Annotated in this window: 18 protein-coding genes; 16 read left to right on the top strand and 2 right to left on the bottom strand. The window is 45.9% G+C overall.

The genetic code is table 11. The annotated features are described in order from the left end of the window. Positions 1 to 3: 3 nt before the first annotated feature. A complete protein-coding gene (locus MHI14_RS19990; RefSeq protein WP_091031932.1) occupies positions 4 to 969 on the bottom strand; it encodes a polysaccharide deacetylase family protein in 966 nt (321 codons plus the stop codon). 349 nt (positions 970 to 1,318) lie between these two features. Between MHI14_RS19990 and rplS the strand changes: the two genes are divergently transcribed. The 11 genes from rplS (at position 1,319) to MHI14_RS19935 (ending at position 10,051) form a co-directional block, all read left to right on the top strand. Next, positions 1,319 to 1,660, top strand: a complete 342-nt coding sequence (gene rplS, locus MHI14_RS19985) for a 50S ribosomal protein L19 (RefSeq protein WP_024630190.1) — start codon at positions 1,319 to 1,321, stop codon at positions 1,658 to 1,660. 357 nt (positions 1,661 to 2,017) lie between these two features. Next, positions 2,018 to 2,638, top strand: a complete 621-nt coding sequence (gene lepB, locus MHI14_RS19980) for a signal peptidase I (RefSeq protein WP_017689211.1) — start codon at positions 2,018 to 2,020, stop codon at positions 2,636 to 2,638. Between the two features lie 30 nt (positions 2,639 to 2,668). Next, a complete protein-coding gene (gene ylqF, locus MHI14_RS19975) occupies positions 2,669 to 3,532 on the top strand; it encodes a ribosome biogenesis GTPase YlqF (protein ID WP_062833774.1) in 864 nt (287 codons plus the stop codon). Positions 3,533 to 3,995: 463 nt separating this feature from the next. Next, on the top strand, positions 3,996 to 4,697 hold the full coding sequence (locus MHI14_RS19970; RefSeq protein ID WP_091031930.1) for a ribonuclease HII: 702 nt from the start codon (positions 3,996 to 3,998) through the stop codon (positions 4,695 to 4,697). A gap of 45 nt (positions 4,698 to 4,742) precedes the next feature. Then, entirely contained in the window at positions 4,743 to 6,059 is a 1,317-nt protein-coding gene (locus MHI14_RS19965) for a hypothetical protein (protein WP_341131085.1), read from the top strand. Further along, on the top strand, positions 6,031 to 6,786 hold the full coding sequence (locus tag MHI14_RS19960) for a hypothetical protein (protein ID WP_341131084.1): 756 nt from the start codon (positions 6,031 to 6,033) through the stop codon (positions 6,784 to 6,786). Before MHI14_RS19965 ends, MHI14_RS19960 begins: the two co-directional genes overlap by 29 nt. After that, a complete protein-coding gene (locus MHI14_RS19955; protein ID WP_036609395.1) occupies positions 6,783 to 7,094 on the top strand; it encodes an EscU/YscU/HrcU family type III secretion system export apparatus switch protein in 312 nt (103 codons plus the stop codon). Before MHI14_RS19960 ends, MHI14_RS19955 begins: the two co-directional genes overlap by 4 nt. Beyond that, positions 7,088 to 7,486, top strand: coding sequence for a YraN family protein (locus MHI14_RS19950; RefSeq protein ID WP_341131083.1), 399 nt, complete (start codon positions 7,088 to 7,090; stop codon positions 7,484 to 7,486). Before MHI14_RS19955 ends, MHI14_RS19950 begins: the two co-directional genes overlap by 7 nt. 322 nt (positions 7,487 to 7,808) lie before the next feature. Further along, entirely contained in the window at positions 7,809 to 7,970 is a 162-nt protein-coding gene (locus MHI14_RS19945; RefSeq protein ID WP_133384312.1) for a paeninodin family lasso peptide, read from the top strand. 61 nt (positions 7,971 to 8,031) lie between these two features. Then, complete coding sequence (locus tag MHI14_RS19940) at positions 8,032 to 9,213, top strand: carboxypeptidase-like regulatory domain-containing protein (RefSeq protein WP_341131082.1); 1,182 nt, start codon at positions 8,032 to 8,034, stop codon at positions 9,211 to 9,213. A gap of 286 nt (positions 9,214 to 9,499) precedes the next feature. Further along, complete coding sequence (locus tag MHI14_RS19935; RefSeq protein WP_289392003.1) at positions 9,500 to 10,051, top strand: nitroreductase family protein; 552 nt, start codon at positions 9,500 to 9,502, stop codon at positions 10,049 to 10,051. Positions 10,052 to 10,294: 243 nt separating this feature from the next. Here MHI14_RS19935 and MHI14_RS19930 read toward each other — a convergent pair whose 3' ends face one another. Next, on the bottom strand, positions 10,295 to 11,905 hold the full coding sequence (locus MHI14_RS19930; RefSeq protein WP_133384315.1) for a YifB family Mg chelatase-like AAA ATPase: 1,611 nt from the start codon (positions 11,903 to 11,905) through the stop codon (positions 10,295 to 10,297). A 479-nt stretch (positions 11,906 to 12,384) separates the two neighbouring features. Here MHI14_RS19930 and MHI14_RS19925 point away from each other — a divergent pair, with 479 nt between their 5' ends. The 5 genes from MHI14_RS19925 (at position 12,385) to topA (ending at position 18,827) form a co-directional block, all read left to right on the top strand. Further along, the gene (locus MHI14_RS19925) at positions 12,385 to 12,840 is read left to right on the top strand and encodes a MarR family winged helix-turn-helix transcriptional regulator (protein WP_076208912.1); all 456 of its coding nucleotides are present in this window, start codon (positions 12,385 to 12,387) and stop codon (positions 12,838 to 12,840) included. Between the two features lie 243 nt (positions 12,841 to 13,083). Further along, positions 13,084 to 14,244: an ADP-forming succinate--CoA ligase subunit beta gene (sucC, locus tag MHI14_RS19920; protein WP_036609384.1), complete on the top strand. Its 1,161-nt coding sequence runs from the start codon at positions 13,084 to 13,086 to the stop codon at positions 14,242 to 14,244. A 63-nt stretch (positions 14,245 to 14,307) separates the two neighbouring features. Beyond that, positions 14,308 to 15,237, top strand: a complete 930-nt coding sequence (gene sucD / locus MHI14_RS19915) for a succinate--CoA ligase subunit alpha (protein ID WP_036609382.1) — start codon at positions 14,308 to 14,310, stop codon at positions 15,235 to 15,237. A gap of 243 nt (positions 15,238 to 15,480) precedes the next feature. Beyond that, positions 15,481 to 16,611: a DNA-processing protein DprA gene (dprA, locus tag MHI14_RS19910; RefSeq protein ID WP_341131081.1), complete on the top strand. Its 1,131-nt coding sequence runs from the start codon at positions 15,481 to 15,483 to the stop codon at positions 16,609 to 16,611. A gap of 116 nt (positions 16,612 to 16,727) precedes the next feature. Beyond that, on the top strand, positions 16,728 to 18,827 hold the full coding sequence (gene topA, locus MHI14_RS19905) for a type I DNA topoisomerase (protein WP_341131080.1): 2,100 nt from the start codon (positions 16,728 to 16,730) through the stop codon (positions 18,825 to 18,827). Positions 18,828 to 18,852: the final 25 nt, after the last annotated feature.

Genomic DNA, 18,852 nt, shown 5'->3' with positions numbered 1-18,852 from the left:
ATTTTATTGGTCATTCTCCGATGCAGATGATTCGTTCTGCGGACTGGATTCGGGTTGAAGCAAGGTCGCCAAATCAGTACCTGTGGTGACCGTCAAGCGAGGCAGCTTCATTGGATGATCTCCTGGATGCACAAATCCGGACTTTACGGTAAAGGCCATGCGATATCCATGTTGTTGTAACTTGTAGATCATCTGTGTACTGGTATAACCAAAAGGATATGCCAGATAAGGTGTGTCTATTCCGGTTTGCTTCATACGCTGGATATCATCATCCAGAAGACTGGTGTCCAGACCGACAGGCACACTGTTACCACAGCGCATAAATCCCTTGTGATGCAGGTTATAGGTATGGCTGTTGAATTCAAATACGTCGGTTGCTGCCTGCATCTCTGGCTTGGAGATGAAACTGTTGATGGCGGGCTCAAATACCGAAGGTTTATCCTGAATTTTACTGCCTATGACAAACAGCGAGGCATGAAAATTATATTTCTGAAGCACAGGGTAAGCTAATGTATAATTGTTCTGGTATCCGTCATCAAAGGTAATTACAATGGATTTTTGTGGTAGGGAAATCTTCCCGCTAACATATTGTTCAAGCTGATTCAATGTAATCGTTGTGTAACCTGCATCATGCAGGTATTTCATATTTTGTTCAAAATCCTCCAGATTAATGATGGATTTATTATCTGTCTCGTGATTATTCAATTTGGGCTCTATGTAATGATACATCAGTACAGGAACTTCTGTAGCAGTACCTTGTTCAATCTTGAAGGTAGAACGATCCAGCGCAGATTGGTTAGAGAAGTCAGTGTGTGACAGCTCGAATGCTTTGCGTTTGACTATGTCCCAGGATGTGCAGGCTTTGTGTGACAGTGCATTCGTTGGATGAGTTACGGCATATGCATACAGTGTAATGGAGCATATGAGCATGGCGAGTAGGGCAAGTGTGATCTTTTTCCAATATTTCATGAGTCTTGGGGTTCTCCTTTTAAAGTGGTCATTAAGTTATATCATAGACGATATTTCTACACGGGAAGTTACAGTATTTTTTCCTGTATCAGCTTGACTTGCAGATGAGAGCGTTGATTCACGGTCCATATGAGAGAATGTATTTTAGAATGAAGTCAACATGTGATGTATGAGTTTCAGAGCGGCAGATTGAACAATAGGCATTTGTTTAATTTCTCTTGTGTTTTGATATGCTGCGTGATACAATAAGTCTGTTATGTGGAATACGGCGGTCCTCTATGGATAATGAAGGAGACAAGGTGATCTCTGGAAGAAGTATGAACGCCTGTACGGAAGGAGGGAGTCATAGATGAATATCGTTCAAGCGATTACACAAGAACAACTTCGTAAGGATATTCCGAGTTTTCGTCCTGGTGACACTTTGAAAGTGCACGTTAAGGTAATCGAGGGAACTCGTGAGCGTATCCAATTGTTCGAAGGTGTTGTGATTAAACGCCGTGGTGGTGGAATCAGTGAGACTTTTACAGTTCGTAAAATTTCTTACGGTGTAGGTGTGGAAAGAGCTTTCCCGCTTCATTCCCCAAAAATCGATAGAATCGAAGTGGCTCGCCGTGGTAAAGTGCGTCGTGCGAAGCTTTATTATCTTCGTGAACTACGCGGTAAAGCAGCGAGAATTAAAGAAATTCGTTAATATAACGGATACCGGGAAGGGCTTGGAGACAAGCCCTTTTCGTTTTTGTCCGGGAAAAGTTGAACCGGAGGTACACTTCCGAGTAAAATGGTATGGCAACACATGCGGTGAATAGTCCGGGAGGCTTGTAAAATCAGTTATTGAAGTGCGTGTTCAAAAGACCGGTTTTAGTACCGACTTTTTGAACAACCTCTTGAAGGCATTTGAATTGTGGATTAAATGTACTGTAATGCTTGGTGAAAGATTACATAACTGATGTGAATGTTTTGTATCCATCCATGGAGTTATTGGAACGATACAGAATGCTGGATGTGTGTACTGCTATAAACATGTACTGTGAAGAGAGGAAGATCTTGAATGGAACAAGAAGTTCAACATGACCGGGGCAATCCTGCCGAAGAGAAAAACAGTCGATCCAAAAAAGCCAAAAATGAAATTGTTGAATGGCTTAAAGCCATTGTTATCGCATTAGTTCTCGTCATTCTGATTCGGTGGTTGCTCTTCAAACCGTTTGTTGTGGACGGTCCGTCCATGCAGCCGAACTTTGAAACGGGTGAACGTGTGATCGTCAACGAGATCTTATATGATATCAGAGAACCGAAGCGTGGTGAAGTTATCGTCTTCCACGTACCATCCGAAGGTCGAGATTTCATTAAACGTGTTATTGCTGTAGAAGGTGATACAGTTGAGGTTCAGGACGACACCGTGATGGTTAACGGTAAAAAGGTTGATGAAACGTATATTCAAGGAGCCATTGATGCAGCTGAAGCAAATGGTGGAACCTATAACGTGAAGGATTTCCCGAATGAGCAGTTCCCTGATGGCAAAGTGCCGGCAGGTCATGTGTTTGTCATGGGAGACAACCGTCCAAATAGTACAGACAGCCGTATGATCGGTTATGTTTCGTTAAAAGATATTATTGGTCGTGCAGATGTGATTTTCTGGCCGATCGGTGAGATTAAGTGGATCAACCACTGAAATTGAAGTAAATAATGAGGTGAAGACAAGGTGACGATACAATGGTTTCCAGGTCATATGACTCGAGCCAGACGCCAGATTCAGGATAAGTTAAAGCTCATCGACGTGGTCATCGAACTATTGGATGCCCGTCTGCCTGTCTCCAGCCGTAATCCGATGATTGACGAAATATTGCTGGATAAACCCCGGATGATTTTGTTGAACAAATCGGATTTGGCAGATGCCAAAGTGACGCAAGAATGGATTGAATATTTCAAAAAAGAAGGAATTACCGCTTTTCCTGTAGATGCTTCGACGGGAACCAATGTTAAAGATATTCCCGTGCAGGCCAAGCTTCTTCTTAAAGAAAAAATTGACCGTCAAATTGCTAAAGGGATTAATCCTCGTGCGGTTCGCGGGTTGATCGTAGGGATTCCCAATGTAGGTAAATCCACACTGATTAACCGACTGGCTGGACGGAGTATTGCGTTAACAGGAGATCGTCCTGGTGTGACGAAGGGGCAACAGTGGATCAAGGTAGGCAAAGAAATGGAGTTATTGGATACTCCGGGTATTCTGTGGCCTAAGTTTGAAGATCAAAATGTAGGTTATCGTCTTGCCGTAACAGGTGCAATCAAAGAGGAAATTCTGAATGCAGAGGATATTGCCTTTTTTGGAATCAGTTACCTGATGCGTTATTACTGGGACGCTTTGGAAGAGAGATACGGACTTCAGGAGTTCTCCAAGGATGCAGATGATTCAGACAGTGTTATTGCGATTATGGAACAAGTCGGCCGTGTCCGTGGATGTGTTGTAAGCGGTGGACGCATTGATCTGGAAAAGGCATCACGAGCTTTTCTGCGTGAATTGCGCGCGGGTAAAATGGGACGTTTTTCTATGGAAGCTCCCTATTAAAAAAATGGACTCTACACGATGAAGATCATTATCTTTATCTGTTCATTTCATATATACAAGTGCCGAAAGAAGCGGCCGTTACCGGATTACCCGGAGCGGTCGTTTTTTTGTGTATACAAACGCGGAAGTAGCGCTGGAACATATGTCGAAACGATAAAATGGAAGAGGATTGAAGAACAGTACGCTTTATGGAATTGGCTGGCCTATATATCAGGTGCGTCTAAATCGTGCTATGATGAATGGTGGTGCAATTTAGATTAGTCGAGGTCTGATATATTCAATTTAAACCATCAAATACCGATAAATGAAGACATCACTATCTTTATATTGTAAATCTCAAGGAAAAGTTTTGCTGAGAGTGACAGGTTGTACAGAACAAAAGACAGAGGATCTACGTCTATATTATAAAAAAGTTGTAAGTGATACGCATGCTGAAAAAGCGTGGGTAGAGGAGATGAGCGTTATGGTTGAAAATAATGAAGAGATCGGGTTGAATCTACTGGATACCCCGGTTGGACCGAAGAAGAAAAAAGAAGCCAGTGAACCTCGAGACCTGCTGATCTACGAGCGGGAGTATTGGGACAGTGGATTTGAACGTATTGCTGGTATTGATGAGGTAGGACGGGGCTGTTTGTTTGGGGATGTTGTCGCAGCGGCGGTTATTTTACCGAAGGATCTCATTCTGGAAGGTGTGAATGACTCCAAGAAATTGACGGAGAAAAAACGTGATGCATTATATGACATCATTATGGAAAAAGCGCTGGCGGTAGGTATCGGGTACGCGGATGCAGAGACAATTGATCGGCTTAACATCAAGCAGGCTGCGAGACTTGCGATGAAACGAGCTGTTGAAGCATTGGGAGAAACTCCTGATTATATGCTGGTGGATGCCGAGAAGGTAGATGTCAATGTACCTCAACTGTCCATCATTAAAGGTGATGCTAATAGTCAATCGATCGCAGCGGCATCTATTATTGCCAAGGTAACGCGAGATCGGCTGTGTAAGGAAGAATGGGATACGTTATATCCGGAATATGGTTTGTCGATACATAAAGGATATGCAACAAAAGTTCATCGGGAGCAAATTATGGCATTGGGGGCAACCCCGATGCATCGACGCAGTTTTCTCGGCAACCTGCTTGGAGAGCAGCAATCTTTGTTTTAACACAGGTTTGAAGAAAGGAGGGGGAGAGATTTGAATATCGGTTCCATGATTAAGGGGTTAATGGGAGATAGTAAGCCCGGCAATGCCAAACCGCTTGAATTAAAGGAAGGTCAGGTGGTTCGTGGCTCCGTCGTTAGTGTATCCGATGATGGGGGAGAAGCAGTTCTGCAGATTCAAGGTGTGCAGGTACGCGCCAAGTTGGAGACTCCACTCCGTCCGGGTGAGACCACGTTGCTTCAAGTGCAGCCTCCAGGTGAAAATGGCATAACGGTAATGAAACCTATGTCCGGAACACTTGCTGAGCTGCCACAAGCTTCGCTGAACAACCTGCTTAAGGATGTAGGACTGCCGGATACAAAAGGGAACCGGGAACTGTTACTTGCCATGCAGCGTAGCGGAGTGCCGCTAACGAAGGATAATGTGGCTATGGTCCAGAATATGATGACTGCCAAACCTGCACAGGTCCCTGTGGAAGAATGGGTGCAGGCGACAGGGATTGCTTTTCAGCGTGGCCTTCCGGTTACGGCGGAAACAGTAAAAGGGTTACACCAGACGGTGTTTGGCCCCCCTTTGCATCAGTTGTTAAGCGGGTTGGCTGACCAGTTGGAAACGATGCTTACTCAAACAACAGGTAAACCGGTATTGCCTGGAGAACAATCTGCTACGTTGAAACCAGCAGTCTTGGCTGGTGCACCTGCTGTACCAAATGCATCACAGACGGAAGAAGGATTGGCTGTATCAGGTAGTGGTCGTCAGGTGACTGTAACCGGAACACCTGCTTTGTCAACGCAACAAGGACAAGCGGCATTGGCAGGATCTATATCCATGACGGATGGCGGGGCAGAGGATGCAGGTACTGCGATGAAAGGAAACCAGCAGAACGTCGCAGGCGCAGGAAATGCTGAAGCCGGGGCCAAGGCAGTTGCCAGCAACGTTGAAACGGCTGGCAAAGGAGGTGCGGGTATTCCGTCTGGAACCGGAATACCTGGAGAGAGCCCGCGCGGTGCTGACGCGGGGCAAGCTGGGAGCCGCCCGGGTACACCAGGGGCGGCAGCTGAATCTGTGGCAGGCCGTGCAAGTGCAGGCCAGCCTGAAGCAGGCGCGGCCGGGCGAACTGACGGCCGCACTGAAACGCCTGCTGCTGCGGGGACTCCGTCCGCAGCAGGCCAGGCGGCGCCAGCAGCGCCTACGGCAGCGCAGCTGGCGCCCAAGCTGCTGGCGCTGCTGGACGCCCTGCGCAGCGCGTCCACTGCCGCACCGGCACAGCCTGGTGCGGCAGTACAGGCCGCCCCTGCATCGCAGGGCGGCCAGTGCGGCTGCGGCTGCCGGAGGCGTGCCGCAGCCGTTGCCAGCCGGCGCTGATGCGCCGCCGGCTGGCGGTAGTGCCGCAGCACCTGCGGGAGCTGCGGCAGTGCACGCGCCTGTCACCCACGAGGGGGACCCGTGGGTGGGGCGCGTGCTGAAGCTGCTCGGTGCGGAGCACGAGCAGCAGGCCGTTCACGGCGCGGCAGCGCAGCCGCGCGTGGGGGATGCGGCGAGTCCGGCAAATGCGGACACGCTGAAGGGTTTGCTGCTGCAGCTTGCCAGCAGCGAAGGTGCACCGGCGGCGCTTAAGGATGCCGCCGGACAAGCGGTGCAATATCTGACAGGTCAGCAGTTATTGCTGACGACAGATCGCAGTGCTACATTTGCACAGATGCACTGGTTTATTCCGATCACTGGACCGGACGGGGAAGAAACGGCGTCTGTTCAGATTCAATCACGTCGTGGACCTCGTGGTGAGCTGGATGCGTCCAACTGCCGTCTATGGTTTGATCTGGATATGAAAAGTCTTGGGCCTACTCTGGTAGATGTCCATGTGGTTAATAACATTGTCAGTCTGCGTGTATTAAATGATCGCGAAGGAATGGGACCGCTCCTGGAGAGCGGACGAGAGGTAATCCATCAGGCATTGGACAAGCTGGGCTATCAACTGCTGACCTTCAAGGCGGAACCGTGGCCTGTGGGGCAGGAACCGGGCGCGGAACGAAAAACGCGGGCCTCGGACTATAGTCCTGAACGATACAAAGGGGTGGACTTGAAGGTATGAAAGACGAGTCGTCACAACCGGACCTGCTTTCCAAAAAGGCGGTTGCCCTAAAGTATGTCCCTGGAGAGAGTGAAGCACCTGTTGTTGTAGCCAAGGGGCGCGGCAAAGTGGCAGAAGCCATTCTGGATAAAGCCAGAGAAAACGGCGTGGCTGTTCAGGAGGATGCAGCACTTGTGGAGGTGCTCTCCAAATTGGATCTGGATGAACAGATTCCGGCAGAACTGTATCAACTGGTCGCAGAGGTGCTAACGTATGTCTACCGTGCAGATCGAATGGCCTCAGGACGTGAGGAAAATGAGTCATGGTAGAACGTAGATTGGGTCAGGAGCCAGGATTAAAGCTCACACGACAGCAGAAAGGCCGATTAGGTGAAGAGGCTGCCTGTCAATGGTTGCGAGAGCACGATTATCGGATCATTAGACAGAACTGGCGTTGCCGTAGCGGTGAGATTGACATCATTGCTTCCTGCGAGGGCCTGATTGTCTTTGTGGAAGTAAGAAGCAGAAGTGGAGCCGCTCAGTACGGTACACCTCAGGAATCGGTTGATATGCGTAAAATGCAGCAGGTACGTTCAACCGCATCTGTGTATTTGCAAATGACGGGAGAGACGGAACTTCAGATCCGTTTTGATGTAATTGCCGTAATGCTTGATCAAGCAGGAGAGACTGTCTCTGTGAATCATATTGTTAATGCTTTTTAAGAATTACACTCGAAGTTATTGCTGTATTGATTGATACTAAATGTATCTTTGTTTAATGTGAGTCGATTAGTTATTTCGAAGTACAAGTTTAATTATGTCTTATCTTTGCATTCGTTTTAGTTTTGAATTAGTTAATATACTAAGGTCGTAGTTCCTCTTCATACAGGAACTGCGGCTTTTTTTGATTTAAGTATAGAATCATAAAAAAGAGGAAAGAGCAATGATGATAAAATCATTATATTTCAGAATTTTTAGATACAAATCGTATCGTTTATAATAAAATAAGAACGTTGAAAAATTTAAAAAGAGGTTGGTGGGATGTATGGAAGAGCTTCAGAACGCTTCGAGCAACACGGTAAAAAGAGTATGGGAGTGTCCTCGGATGGAAGTGCTGGATATCAGCGAGACCATGAACGGTGGACAGGGGATTTGGCAATATGTTTGGGACGGAGAATTCTGGAAACTTGAGCTTTTAGTCAGTTAATTAAAGAGGCTATAGAGGAATGTTTGATCCATAAAAATAAATGGTGAGGTGTAGTGAGAAGATGCAGACAAGTATCAAATGGATAATTCGACTAAGTACACTATCTTTATGTTTCATTTTGTTTGGAATCATGTATTCTGGAGTTTCTTATGCAGCAGATCCGTCTACACAGGCAAAAATATCAGGTAAAGTTACTGATCTTGAAGGGTTTCCTATCCAGGATGCAACAATCAAGTATTCCCTTAGATATCAAGGGGAAGAAACTGAAAAAAGCGTAAAGACAGATGGTACTGGAAGTTATTCTATACTTGAGTCTGTCCAGGATTATACGGAAATTAGTTTTATAATTGAAGCAGAGGGCTATGTGACTGACAGGCACCGTAATACCTACTATTTGTCAGAAGGGGAACAGATTCTGGTTAATTTCGAGCTATATGAACCTTCTACGATTGTAGGGTCTGTAACCGATCAAACAGGCAAACCGATTCCAGATGCCCTGGTCAAAGTAACAGGGGCCTTGGATCGCCCGGTTAAAACAGATCAGCAAGGTCGGTATGCCGTTACTGGGCTTGATTTCGACTACAATCCGAACATTGCGATCTGGGTAGATTCTGCGGATTATATGCTTTATGAACAGGATCGTTTGAATGTTCAGGCTGGAAAAACCTTAATCGTAGATGTTGTTTTGACAGAAGCCGCACATGTACGGGGGAAAGTAGTAGATGAGGCGGGCAATCCAGTGAGTGGAGCTAAAGTGAATGCCGGAGGCTTGGCAACAACAACAACGGATGCTCAAGGGAATTATTTCATAAAGCGCGTGCCAACAGGCACCATAACTATAACGGGAGAAGCAGCAGGGTACTTAAAATCGACTCAGAACATTCCCCTCGTACAAGGAGATCATAATACGTTTAATATCGTACTTAAGAAAGATGCAGATATTACACCTCCAGTAACCAAGTACAGATTAGTTCCTATTACAGATACTGTGAACGGGAAGGTGTACATTAAAGGATTTACATTCAGACTTCAGGCAACGGACGAAGTCAAAGGTTCGGGCGTTAAAACAACGCAATATCGAATCAATGGGGGAGCATGGAACACGTATGAAGGACCCGTCAAGTTTTATGCTCCCGATGTCAAGGTGGTAGAATACTATAGTACAGATGTTGCAGGTAACCAGGAGAAGTACAACAAAATGGATTTTGTTAATGGCACATTTGAAGGCGCGGGTTCATATTGATTCATCATTGATATGATAGTGTGATTTGTATAAGATGCTAATTTAATTAGACGGCTCCGACATGATGATCGCCCTCGGTAGATCAGGATTCGGAGCCGTCTTTACCGTTTTTAATACCTGTAGCCCTAGTAGTCGAGGCCTTCCCTTTGAATCTCGTGAACAGAAGGGTGTATAATCAAGGATGTAATCTGGCGTTTTAATCTTTTGATTTGTCATAAACGAATTGTTCCAGACTGTAACCTATCGTTACGGTTACAAATCATATTATAAACAGGAGGTACGGCCGATGAGTGAAGCTACGAAAACAACAAATGAAGTTAGAAATGCGATTCAAAACCGTCGTACGGTGAAAAAATTCAAAAAAGAAGCTGTTCCTACACAGCAGATTATAGAATTGCTGGACACCGCAGTCTGGGCTCCTAACCATAAACTGCGTGAACCTTGGAGATTTTTGTTGTTTACCGGAAATGGACGGAAGAAACTGGCTGAGGCTATTGACGCAGAAATGGGAGAAGACAACAAATTCTCAGCCAATATTATGCAAGTTCCATCCGTTATGCTTGTCGTGCTGGAAGAAGATCCAAGACAGAATATCTGGGACGAAGACTTCGCTGCGGTCAGTGCATTGGTTCAGAACTTTATGCTTGCAGCCTGGAGTGAAGACATTGGAACGTTCTGGGTGACCAAGCCATTCTTGTACGCCCCCAAATTCCGCAAACCGCTTGGAATAGAGGCGGGAGAGAAGATTATAGGCATGATTTATATGGGATACCCTGATGTTATTCCTTCTGCCAAAGAACGCACACCAGCTAAGGACAAACTCACTCTTTTTGAATAATAAATTATTTGTAGACCTTAGCTATATACGATCCCCTTATGTTACAGGGAAATTTACGTACAAGTTCCTTTCTTCACAGAAGAGAAGGGCTTGTACGTTTTTTGTCATGTTGGCATATCCGCATTGTAGAATCTCTATAAGGAATCCTTCTCGATCTTCCTCTGCTGTCTGCAGTTTCATGCCCATTTCACTGCCTTTGGGTAAATCGGGCTGTTCTTTCCTCCATATGCTTCTAAAATAGCTTCAAAATAAATTAAGATCCAGTTGACGATACTGGATGGCTTCAGCCACATGAGCTGTCACAATTTCACCTTCATGGTCCAGATCGGCAATTGTTTGTGCCATCTTAATAATCCGATCATGTGCCCGCATGCTCAGGTTTAACGTTTGCAAGGTTTGCTCTAACAGTTGCTCTGCCTCTTGGGGGAGATGGATCGTCCGTCGCAAAAGCGTGCCCGAAAGCTGGCTATTCCAACGAACCGAACTTTTGGCATAACGTGTAGCCTGAATTTGATGAGCGTGGATCACTTTTGTCTGCATTTCTTCAGAGGAAGGGGAAGCAGCAGACTTGCGCCACTCGCCTGGTGGAGGAACCTCAACCTGAAGATCAATGCGGTCCAGCAGTGGCCCTGAAATTTTGGCTCGGTACGCGGCAACACGGGCTGGACTACATATGCAGCGTTGCTCCTCCGAATGAGCGGACAAATAACCGCAGGGACAGGGATTCATGGAACATGCTAGCATGAACTGGGCCGGAAAGGTGAATGCAGCGCGTGCCCGACTAATTGTCACTGTGCGATCCTCTAACGGCTGCCTTAATACCTCCAGCACTTGACGCTGGAATTCAGGTAATTCATCCAGAAACAATATGCCCCGGTGGGCAAGGCTCACTTCACCCGGTTTTGGGATACCACCGCCTCCAATCAGACCAGAGGTGGATATTGTATGGTGAGGGGAGCGAAAAGGTCTATCTGCAATCAGGCCTTGAGGCGCTTCTTTCAATTTGCCTGCGGCACTTAATACTTTGGTTACTTCTAACGCTTCATCTTCTGACAAAGGTGGAAGGATGGTAGGCAACCGTTTGATTAACATCGTTTTGCCCGTGCCTGGCGGTCCAACGAGCAGTATATTATGCATGCCAGCTGCAGCGATCATAAGCGCACGTTTTACATGGTGCTGCCCCAGAACATCGCTATAGTCATCTACCAGTAATGGAGTCTGTCTCGTCTTTTTATCCATTTTCTTCTGTGGCCTATCTGTTATAGGAGAAGCGAGGTGTGCATAATTTTTCAATACGACTGGTCCTGCATTCGAATTATTTGGTATTCCCACTGAACTAGCGCGTTCATCTGGGTTTTCCGGAGCAATATCCTGTAAATGACGAATGCCAAACACCTGGATACCTCGAATCAGTGACGCTTCCTCTACGTTATCGAAAGGCAGAAGCACGGAAGTAAAGCCTTGTCGTTTGGCCAGATCCACCATGGACAAAATGCCGGGCACGGACCTGATCGAACCGTCCAACGCCAGTTCGCCAACCACTAGTGTCCGTTCCTGGGGAGGAAGTACAAGCTGGCCGCTTGTCATAAGTAAACCAATAGCAATGGCTAGATCAAAGGAAGATCCTTCCTTGCGCAGATCAGCGGGAGCCAGATTAATTGTGATCCGCTGTAAAGGATACTGATATCCGCAGTTTTTAATCGCTGCACGAACACGTTCAACGGCCTCTCGAATGGCTGAATCCGGTAAACCGATGATGGATGTCTGTGGCAGACCATTGGATAAATCGGTTTCCACCTCGATCAGAACGCCATCGATTCCGTACAAACACGCACTGTGTAATTTTCCGTACATGACAAAGAAACACCTCACTCGATTCTTGACTCCGCATAATACGGGCCAGTCTACGAATTAAGGTGCTTCCTCAGCTTCTATTAAGCATTTTATATAAAAGGAATCATGGAGTCAACCAGTCATTATCATTGCTGTAGTCATCTCTCCGGATCCCTGAATTTTATTTCTGGAAGGAAATCATTAAATAGCTTTGGCGAAAATAGTTAAGTATAAACTTTCATTATGATTATTAAATTTGACCCGAGAAAGCGTGAATCTGTTCGCTGGACTTAGCTATTATTGTTGTTAAATCATGGGGATGTACTGCTGATTTTCTATCTATATTTATATTTTACACAATTTAATTTATCATAATTAAATTGAATAGTAAAATCATTTGTGCTCAATTATTCTGTTTTTTTTCTAATTTGTGATAAGATAGATTTATAGTTCCTTTTTTATAAGGAATAGAATGCACAATAGGCAGGTGAGAAAGATATATGCAGACTGACAGTTTGAAGCTGGATAACCAATTATGCTTTGCCATATATGCTTGTTCACGTGAGATTACGAAGATGTACCAGCCTTATCTGGAGGTGCTCGGCGTAACGTATTCACAGTATCTGGTTCTGATGGTATTGTGGGAACGTGAAGAATGTACGGTTAAGGAGATCGGGGAGGCACTCTATCTCGATTCGGGAACATTGACACCACTTCTCAAACGGTTGCAGTCAGCAGGACTTATTAATCGCGAACGCTCTGCTCAGGATGAACGAAAAGTATTAATTACATTAACCGACTCCGGCCGTGAGCTGCGGAACAAGGCATTGTCCATCCCTGAATCCATTCAGGGAGATGCGTGTTTGAACAGTACAGAGTTTGAAGCTTTGCTGGGTCAGTTCAAAGGGTTGCTGGAGAAAGTTCACCAAACCAACACTAACGCAGCCAAAAAATAAAATGTAGTTTTACATCAAGGAAACCTTAGCTTTTAGCTGAGGTTTTTTCCATATATACCCAAGCATTCACAATATGGGATCATACTCATATCAAAATACTGTCTATTAACCATTAATTTTTTAAGGAAAGCGTTTTAAAAACGTGTTACAATGAATTGGGTTTAAGTGAAAATAGTCAACATTTGTCTTTTGTTAGTCTACCAACCCGCCTTGTTGCAGTCATGTTGATAGGAGGATTCGAGAATGAATATCCATGAATATCAAGGAAAAGAAGTACTGAAACAGTATGGAGTTACCGTTCCAAATGGAAAGGTTGCTTATACAGTCGATGAAGCGGTTGCGGCCGCAGAGGCACTGGGCAGTCCGGTGACTGTTGTTAAAGCGCAAATTCACGCAGGTGGCCGGGGTAAAGCCGGCGGCGTAAAAGTGGCGAAGAGTACGGATGAAGTTCGTGCCTATGCTTCCGAAATTCTGGGCAAAGTATTGGTAACACACCAGACTGGACCAGAAGGCAAAGAAGTGAAACGTCTTCTGATTGAAGAAGGATGCGATATCCGCAAAGAGTATTATGTGGGTGTTGTTGTGGACCGTGCCACAGGCCGTGTAGTTATGATGGCTTCCGAAGAAGGCGGTACTGAGATTGAAGAAGTAGCTGAAGCTACACCTGAGAAAATTTTCAAAGAAATCATTGACCCTGCCATTGGATTGCAAGTGTTCCAGGCCCGTAAACTGGCCTACAGCATTAAGATTCCGAATGAACTGGTGAACAAAGCTGTTAAGTTCATGCTCGCGCTGTACACTGCATTTGTCGAAAAAGATTGCTCTATTGCCGAGATCAATCCTCTCGTTGTTACCGGAGATGGAAACGTTATCGCGCTAGATGCGAAATTAAACTTTGACTCCAACGCCCTGTTCCGTCACAAAGACATTTTGGAACTGCGTGACCTGGATGAAGAGGATGAAAAAGAAATCGAAGCTTCCAAATACGACCTCAGCTACATAGCACTCGATGGCAACATCGGCTGTATGGTCAATGGTGCGGGACTTGCGATGGCAACGATGGACATTATCAAATACTACGGTGGAGACCCGGCCAACTTCCTTGACGTTGGGGGCGGTGCAACAACAGAGAAGGTGACTGAAGCATTTAAGATCATCTTGTCCGATGCCAAAGTAGCTGGGATCTTTGTTAACATTTTTGGTGGCATCATGCGCTGTGATGTTATCGCCAATGGTGTTGTTGAAGCCGCGAAGCAGCTTGGCCTGACCAAACCGCTGGTTGTTCGTCTTGAAGGAACTAACGTGGAGCTTGGCAAACGTATTCTGGGTGAATCTGGCCTGAATATCGTTCCTGCTGATTCCATGGCCGATGGTGCACAGAAAATTGTTGCCCTCGTAAAATAAGTTCATTCCTTAGTACCGGAGCTGTCCGGGAATTGAAAAATAACCGTAAGGATGTGAAGCAACGTGAGTATTTTGATCGATAAAAATACAAAAGTCATTACGCAAGGCATTACGGGTTCAACGGGAATGTTCCACACGAAGGGCGCATTGGACTACGGAACCCAGATGGTAGGCGGAGTTACACCGGGTAAAGGCGGAACTAATGTGGATATCACGTTGGAAGACGGTACAGTAGCTAGTCTGCCGGTGTTTAACACTGTACAGGAAGCGAAGGAAGCTACAGGCGCAACAGCGAGCGTCATTTATGTTCCTCCTGCATTTGCAGCAGATTCCATTATGGAAGCTGTTGATGCTGAGCTGGACCTCGTAATCTGTATTACAGAAGGTATTCCGGTTCTTGACATGATCAAGGTTGACCGCTTCATGGAAGGTAAAAATACCGTCCTGATCGGACCAAACTGTCCAGGTGTCATTACACCAGGCGAATGTAAAATCGGTATCATGCCTGGTTATATCCATATGGCAGGGCACGTAGGCGTTGTTTCCCGTAGTGGAACACTTACCTATGAAGCCGTTCATCAACTGACGACACGTGGCATTGGACAATCTTCTGCTGTAGGAATCGGGGGAGACCCTGTAAAAGGCTCCGAGTTCATTGATATCCTCAAACGGTTCAATGAAGATCCACAGACTCATGCGGTCATCATGATTGGTGAGATTGGTGGTACAGCTGAAGAGGATGCTGCAGATTGGGTACGTGAAAACATGACCAAACCGGTTGTTGGCTTTATCGGTGGCGTAACAGCGCCTCCAGGCAAACGGATGGGCCATGCTGGCGCTATTATCTCTGGCGGTAAAGGTACAGCCAAAGAGAAGATTGCGAAGCTGGAATCATGTGGAATCAAAGTAGCACCAACTCCTGCTGAGATGGGTTCGACTTTGGTGAGTGTACTTGAGGAACGCGGTATTTTGAATTTGTGCACGACACATTAATTCTTTTTCGTTATAATAGAAGAAACGGCTCGGAAATGATCTATTTCTGGTAGATCGACTATTATGGTTACGGAAAAGGTAAGCAACCTTTTGTCCTTGAACAGGGCGAAGGGTTGCTTTTTTGCGTTTTTTTACGGGAAAAGGGGGTTGGATTGTCTCTCATCGACGTAAACGCTTGCATTCCGTGGTCACTTAACACACAATATGAGGGAAGATCTCTTCCCGCTTTGGGAGGTTTATGGTATGGAAGAACGATGGATCTTGTTTGGGTTGCATGAGATGGAGGGTATTGGTAAAAAAACAATCTCGAAATTGATTCTGGGACAACATGAATTACCCGATCTATTGAATTATGGGGAAAGCGACTGGGTCGCAGCAGGCTTGCGCAAAGATCAGGCTGCCCGTTTGGCTAGCCAATTTACTATCGACTGGATTGAGAGTAAAAGAGAACACGTTTACAATCAGGGGATAGAGGTTATTACTTATCTGGATCAGAATTATCCCATATTAATGAAGGAAACCGTTCAGCCTCCCTGGGTAATGTATGCACGAGGGGATGTTAGTTTGCTACACAATTCGTCTATTGCCATGGTGGGAACTCGTATGCCAACCGTGTATGGGCGCAAAGTTGGAGAAAAGCTGGCAGAGCAATTATGCAATGCAGGACTTGCGATTGTAAGCGGGCTTGCCCGCGGTATTGATAGCGTATGTCATGAGGCAGTACTACGTGCTAAAGGAAAAACGATTGCAGTATTCGGAACAGGGATTGATAATATATACCCACCCGAAAATACAAGCCTCGCCGAGCGAATCGCGGATACGGGTCTGCTTTTGTCGGAATATCCACCAGGTACGAGAGCGCGCCAGGGATTATTTCCGGAACGGAATCGAATCATTGCCGGTCTGACACTGGGAACATTGGTTGTTGAGGCTGACATTCGCAGTGGTTCACTCATTACAGCAGATGCTGCGCTTGAAGCAGGCAGGGATGTATTTGCAGTCCCTGGACCTATTACATCGCCGAAAAGTCGGGGAGCACACAATCTTATCCGTCAAGGGGCCAAATTGGTCACTTGTGCAGCAGATGTATTGGAAGAGTATCGATTGGGCTTGCCAAATGCAGAACAACTTCCTTACAATAGAGGACGTTCGACCGAAACAACCGAGCCTTCCGGGCGAGGGATATTCGCTGAGGTAAAGCTCTCTCCAGATGAACAACGCGTGATTTATCTGTTGGAACAGGGAGAACAATCATTGGATCAACTGGTTGAGCTGCTTGGTTGGGATTTTGGACATTTGCATTCAGTTCTGTTATCTTTAATCATAAAAAAGCAGATTAGCCAATTACCAGGCACTAAATACGCGAGGGTATGACGAAGCTACAACCTACGTGGTGCGTGGAAATATATAATTAGCAGAAGTTATTAACTATGCATAAGCTTACAGAAACAGTTTCATGACAGTTTCATGACTGAGAGGAGGATGAACCTATGGCGGATGCACTCGTAATCGTGGAGTCGCCCTCAAAGGCGAAGACGATAGGCAAATATTTAGGCAGCAAGTTCATCGTAAAAGCTTCGATGGGGCATGTTCGCGATTTGCCAAAGAGTCAGATCGGCGTTGAGGTAGAGAATGATTTTAATCCGAAATATATTACGATCCGCGGCAAAGGTTCAATTTTGAAAGAACTGAAGGATGCACGGAAGAAAGTGAAAAAAGTATATCTCGCAGCTGACCCGGATCGCGAAGGTGAGGCTATTGCATGGCATTTGGCCCATGCCCTTGAACTGGACGATACGGCAGATTGCCGGGTTGTATTTAATGAAATTACAAAACAGGCGGTCAAAGATGCGTTCAAAACGCCGCGGAAAATCAATATGGATTTGGTTAACGCGCAGCAGGCAAGACGTATTCTGGATCGGCTCGTTGGATATAAAATTAGTCCGTTATTATGGAAGAAAGTGAAAAAAGGTTTGTCTGCAGGCCGGGTTCAGTCCGTGGCTGTTAAAATCATTTTAGATCGTGAAAATGAAATTGATGATTTTGAGCCGGAAGAATACTGGAGCATTACCGCCAAACTGACAGCAGACGGCAATCCGTTTGAAGCCAAGTTTCATAAACTGAACGGGGCCAAAACAGAGCTGGGCAGTGAAGCGGAAGTTCAAGCGATCCTGAAACAGATCGAAGGTGCAGACTTTACGATCAAGGAAGTTAAAGAGAAAGAACGGAGCCGTAACCCCTCCGCCCCGTTTACGACGAGTTCTCTGCAACAGGAAGCGGCGCGTAAATTGAATTTCAGAGCCTCCAAGACGATGTCGGTCGCCCAACAACTATATGAAGGTGTAGACCTTGGAAAAGAAGGCACAGTAGGTCTCATCACGTATATGCGTACGGACTCCACACGAATTGCGGCATCTGCACAAGAAGAAGCCAAAGAATATATCGTTGGTAAGTATGGTGAGCCATTTGCACCTGAGACTCCACGAAACTATTCCAAAAAAGCAGCTAATGCTCAGGATGCGCATGAAGCGATTCGTCCAACTTCAATTCTGCGTGACCCTGACTCAATCAAGTCATTCATGAGTCGCGATCAGTTCCGGTTGTATAAACTGGTATGGGAACGTTTTGTAGCGAGCCAAATGTCTTCGGCTATTCTGGATACACTCTCTGTAGATATTGCTGCGGGGGACACCATTTTCCGTGCAGCAGGTTCTAAGGTACGATTCCAAGGTTTCATGAAGGTATATGTTGAAGGAAACGACGATGGTACAACCGATGAAGATCGTCTGCTGCCTCCGTTGAAAAGTGGAGATGTGCTTGAGAAGCAGGAGATTGAGCCAAAACAGCATTTTACACAACCGCCACCCCGGTATACGGAGGCAAGGTTGGTTAAGACGCTTGAGGAATTGGGAATAGGGCGTCCGAGTACATATGCGCCAACACTGGAGACCATTCAGAAGCGCGGATATGTTGCAATTGAGGAAAAGAAATTCATGCCGACCGAGCTGGGTGAACTGGTCATCGAACAGATGGAAGAGTTTTTCCCGGAAATCCTGAATGTAGAGTTCACCGCAAACATGGAAGGTGATCTTGACCATGTGGAGGAAGGTTCCGAGGATTGGGTCAAAGTACTCACAGAATTCTATGAATCTTTTGAGAAACGGCTTGAATTTGCGGAAGAAGAAATGAAAGAAATCGAGATTGAAGACGAAGTATCGGATGAGATCTGTGAGAAGTGTGGCAAACCGCTGGTTTATAAACTTGGACGTTTTGGCAAGTTTCTTGCGTGCTCTGGCTTCCCTGATTGCCGGAATACCAAACCGATTATCAAGGATATCGGCGTGACTTGTCCGAAGTGTAAGGAAGGTCATGTTGTTGAGCGTCGTAGCAAAAAGGGACGTATTTTCTACGGTTGTGACAAATATCCTGAATGTGATTTTGTCTCATGGGACAGACCTTCAGCCAAACCATGTCCAAGTTGCGGATCGCTAATGATTGAAAAGCGGAACAAAAAGGGAGCACGATTGCAGTGCACTTCATGTGATCATCAGGAGCCGGTGGATGAACCGGATGACGAATCAGCAGATTAGTATATATGTGAATCAATTCAATTAT

It is taken from the genome of Paenibacillus sp. FSL K6-2393 (assembly GCF_038002545.1).
In the GTDB taxonomy this organism is placed as follows: domain Bacteria; phylum Bacillota; class Bacilli; order Paenibacillales; family Paenibacillaceae; genus Paenibacillus.
This window is presented reverse-complemented; position numbering and strand designations above follow the sequence as displayed.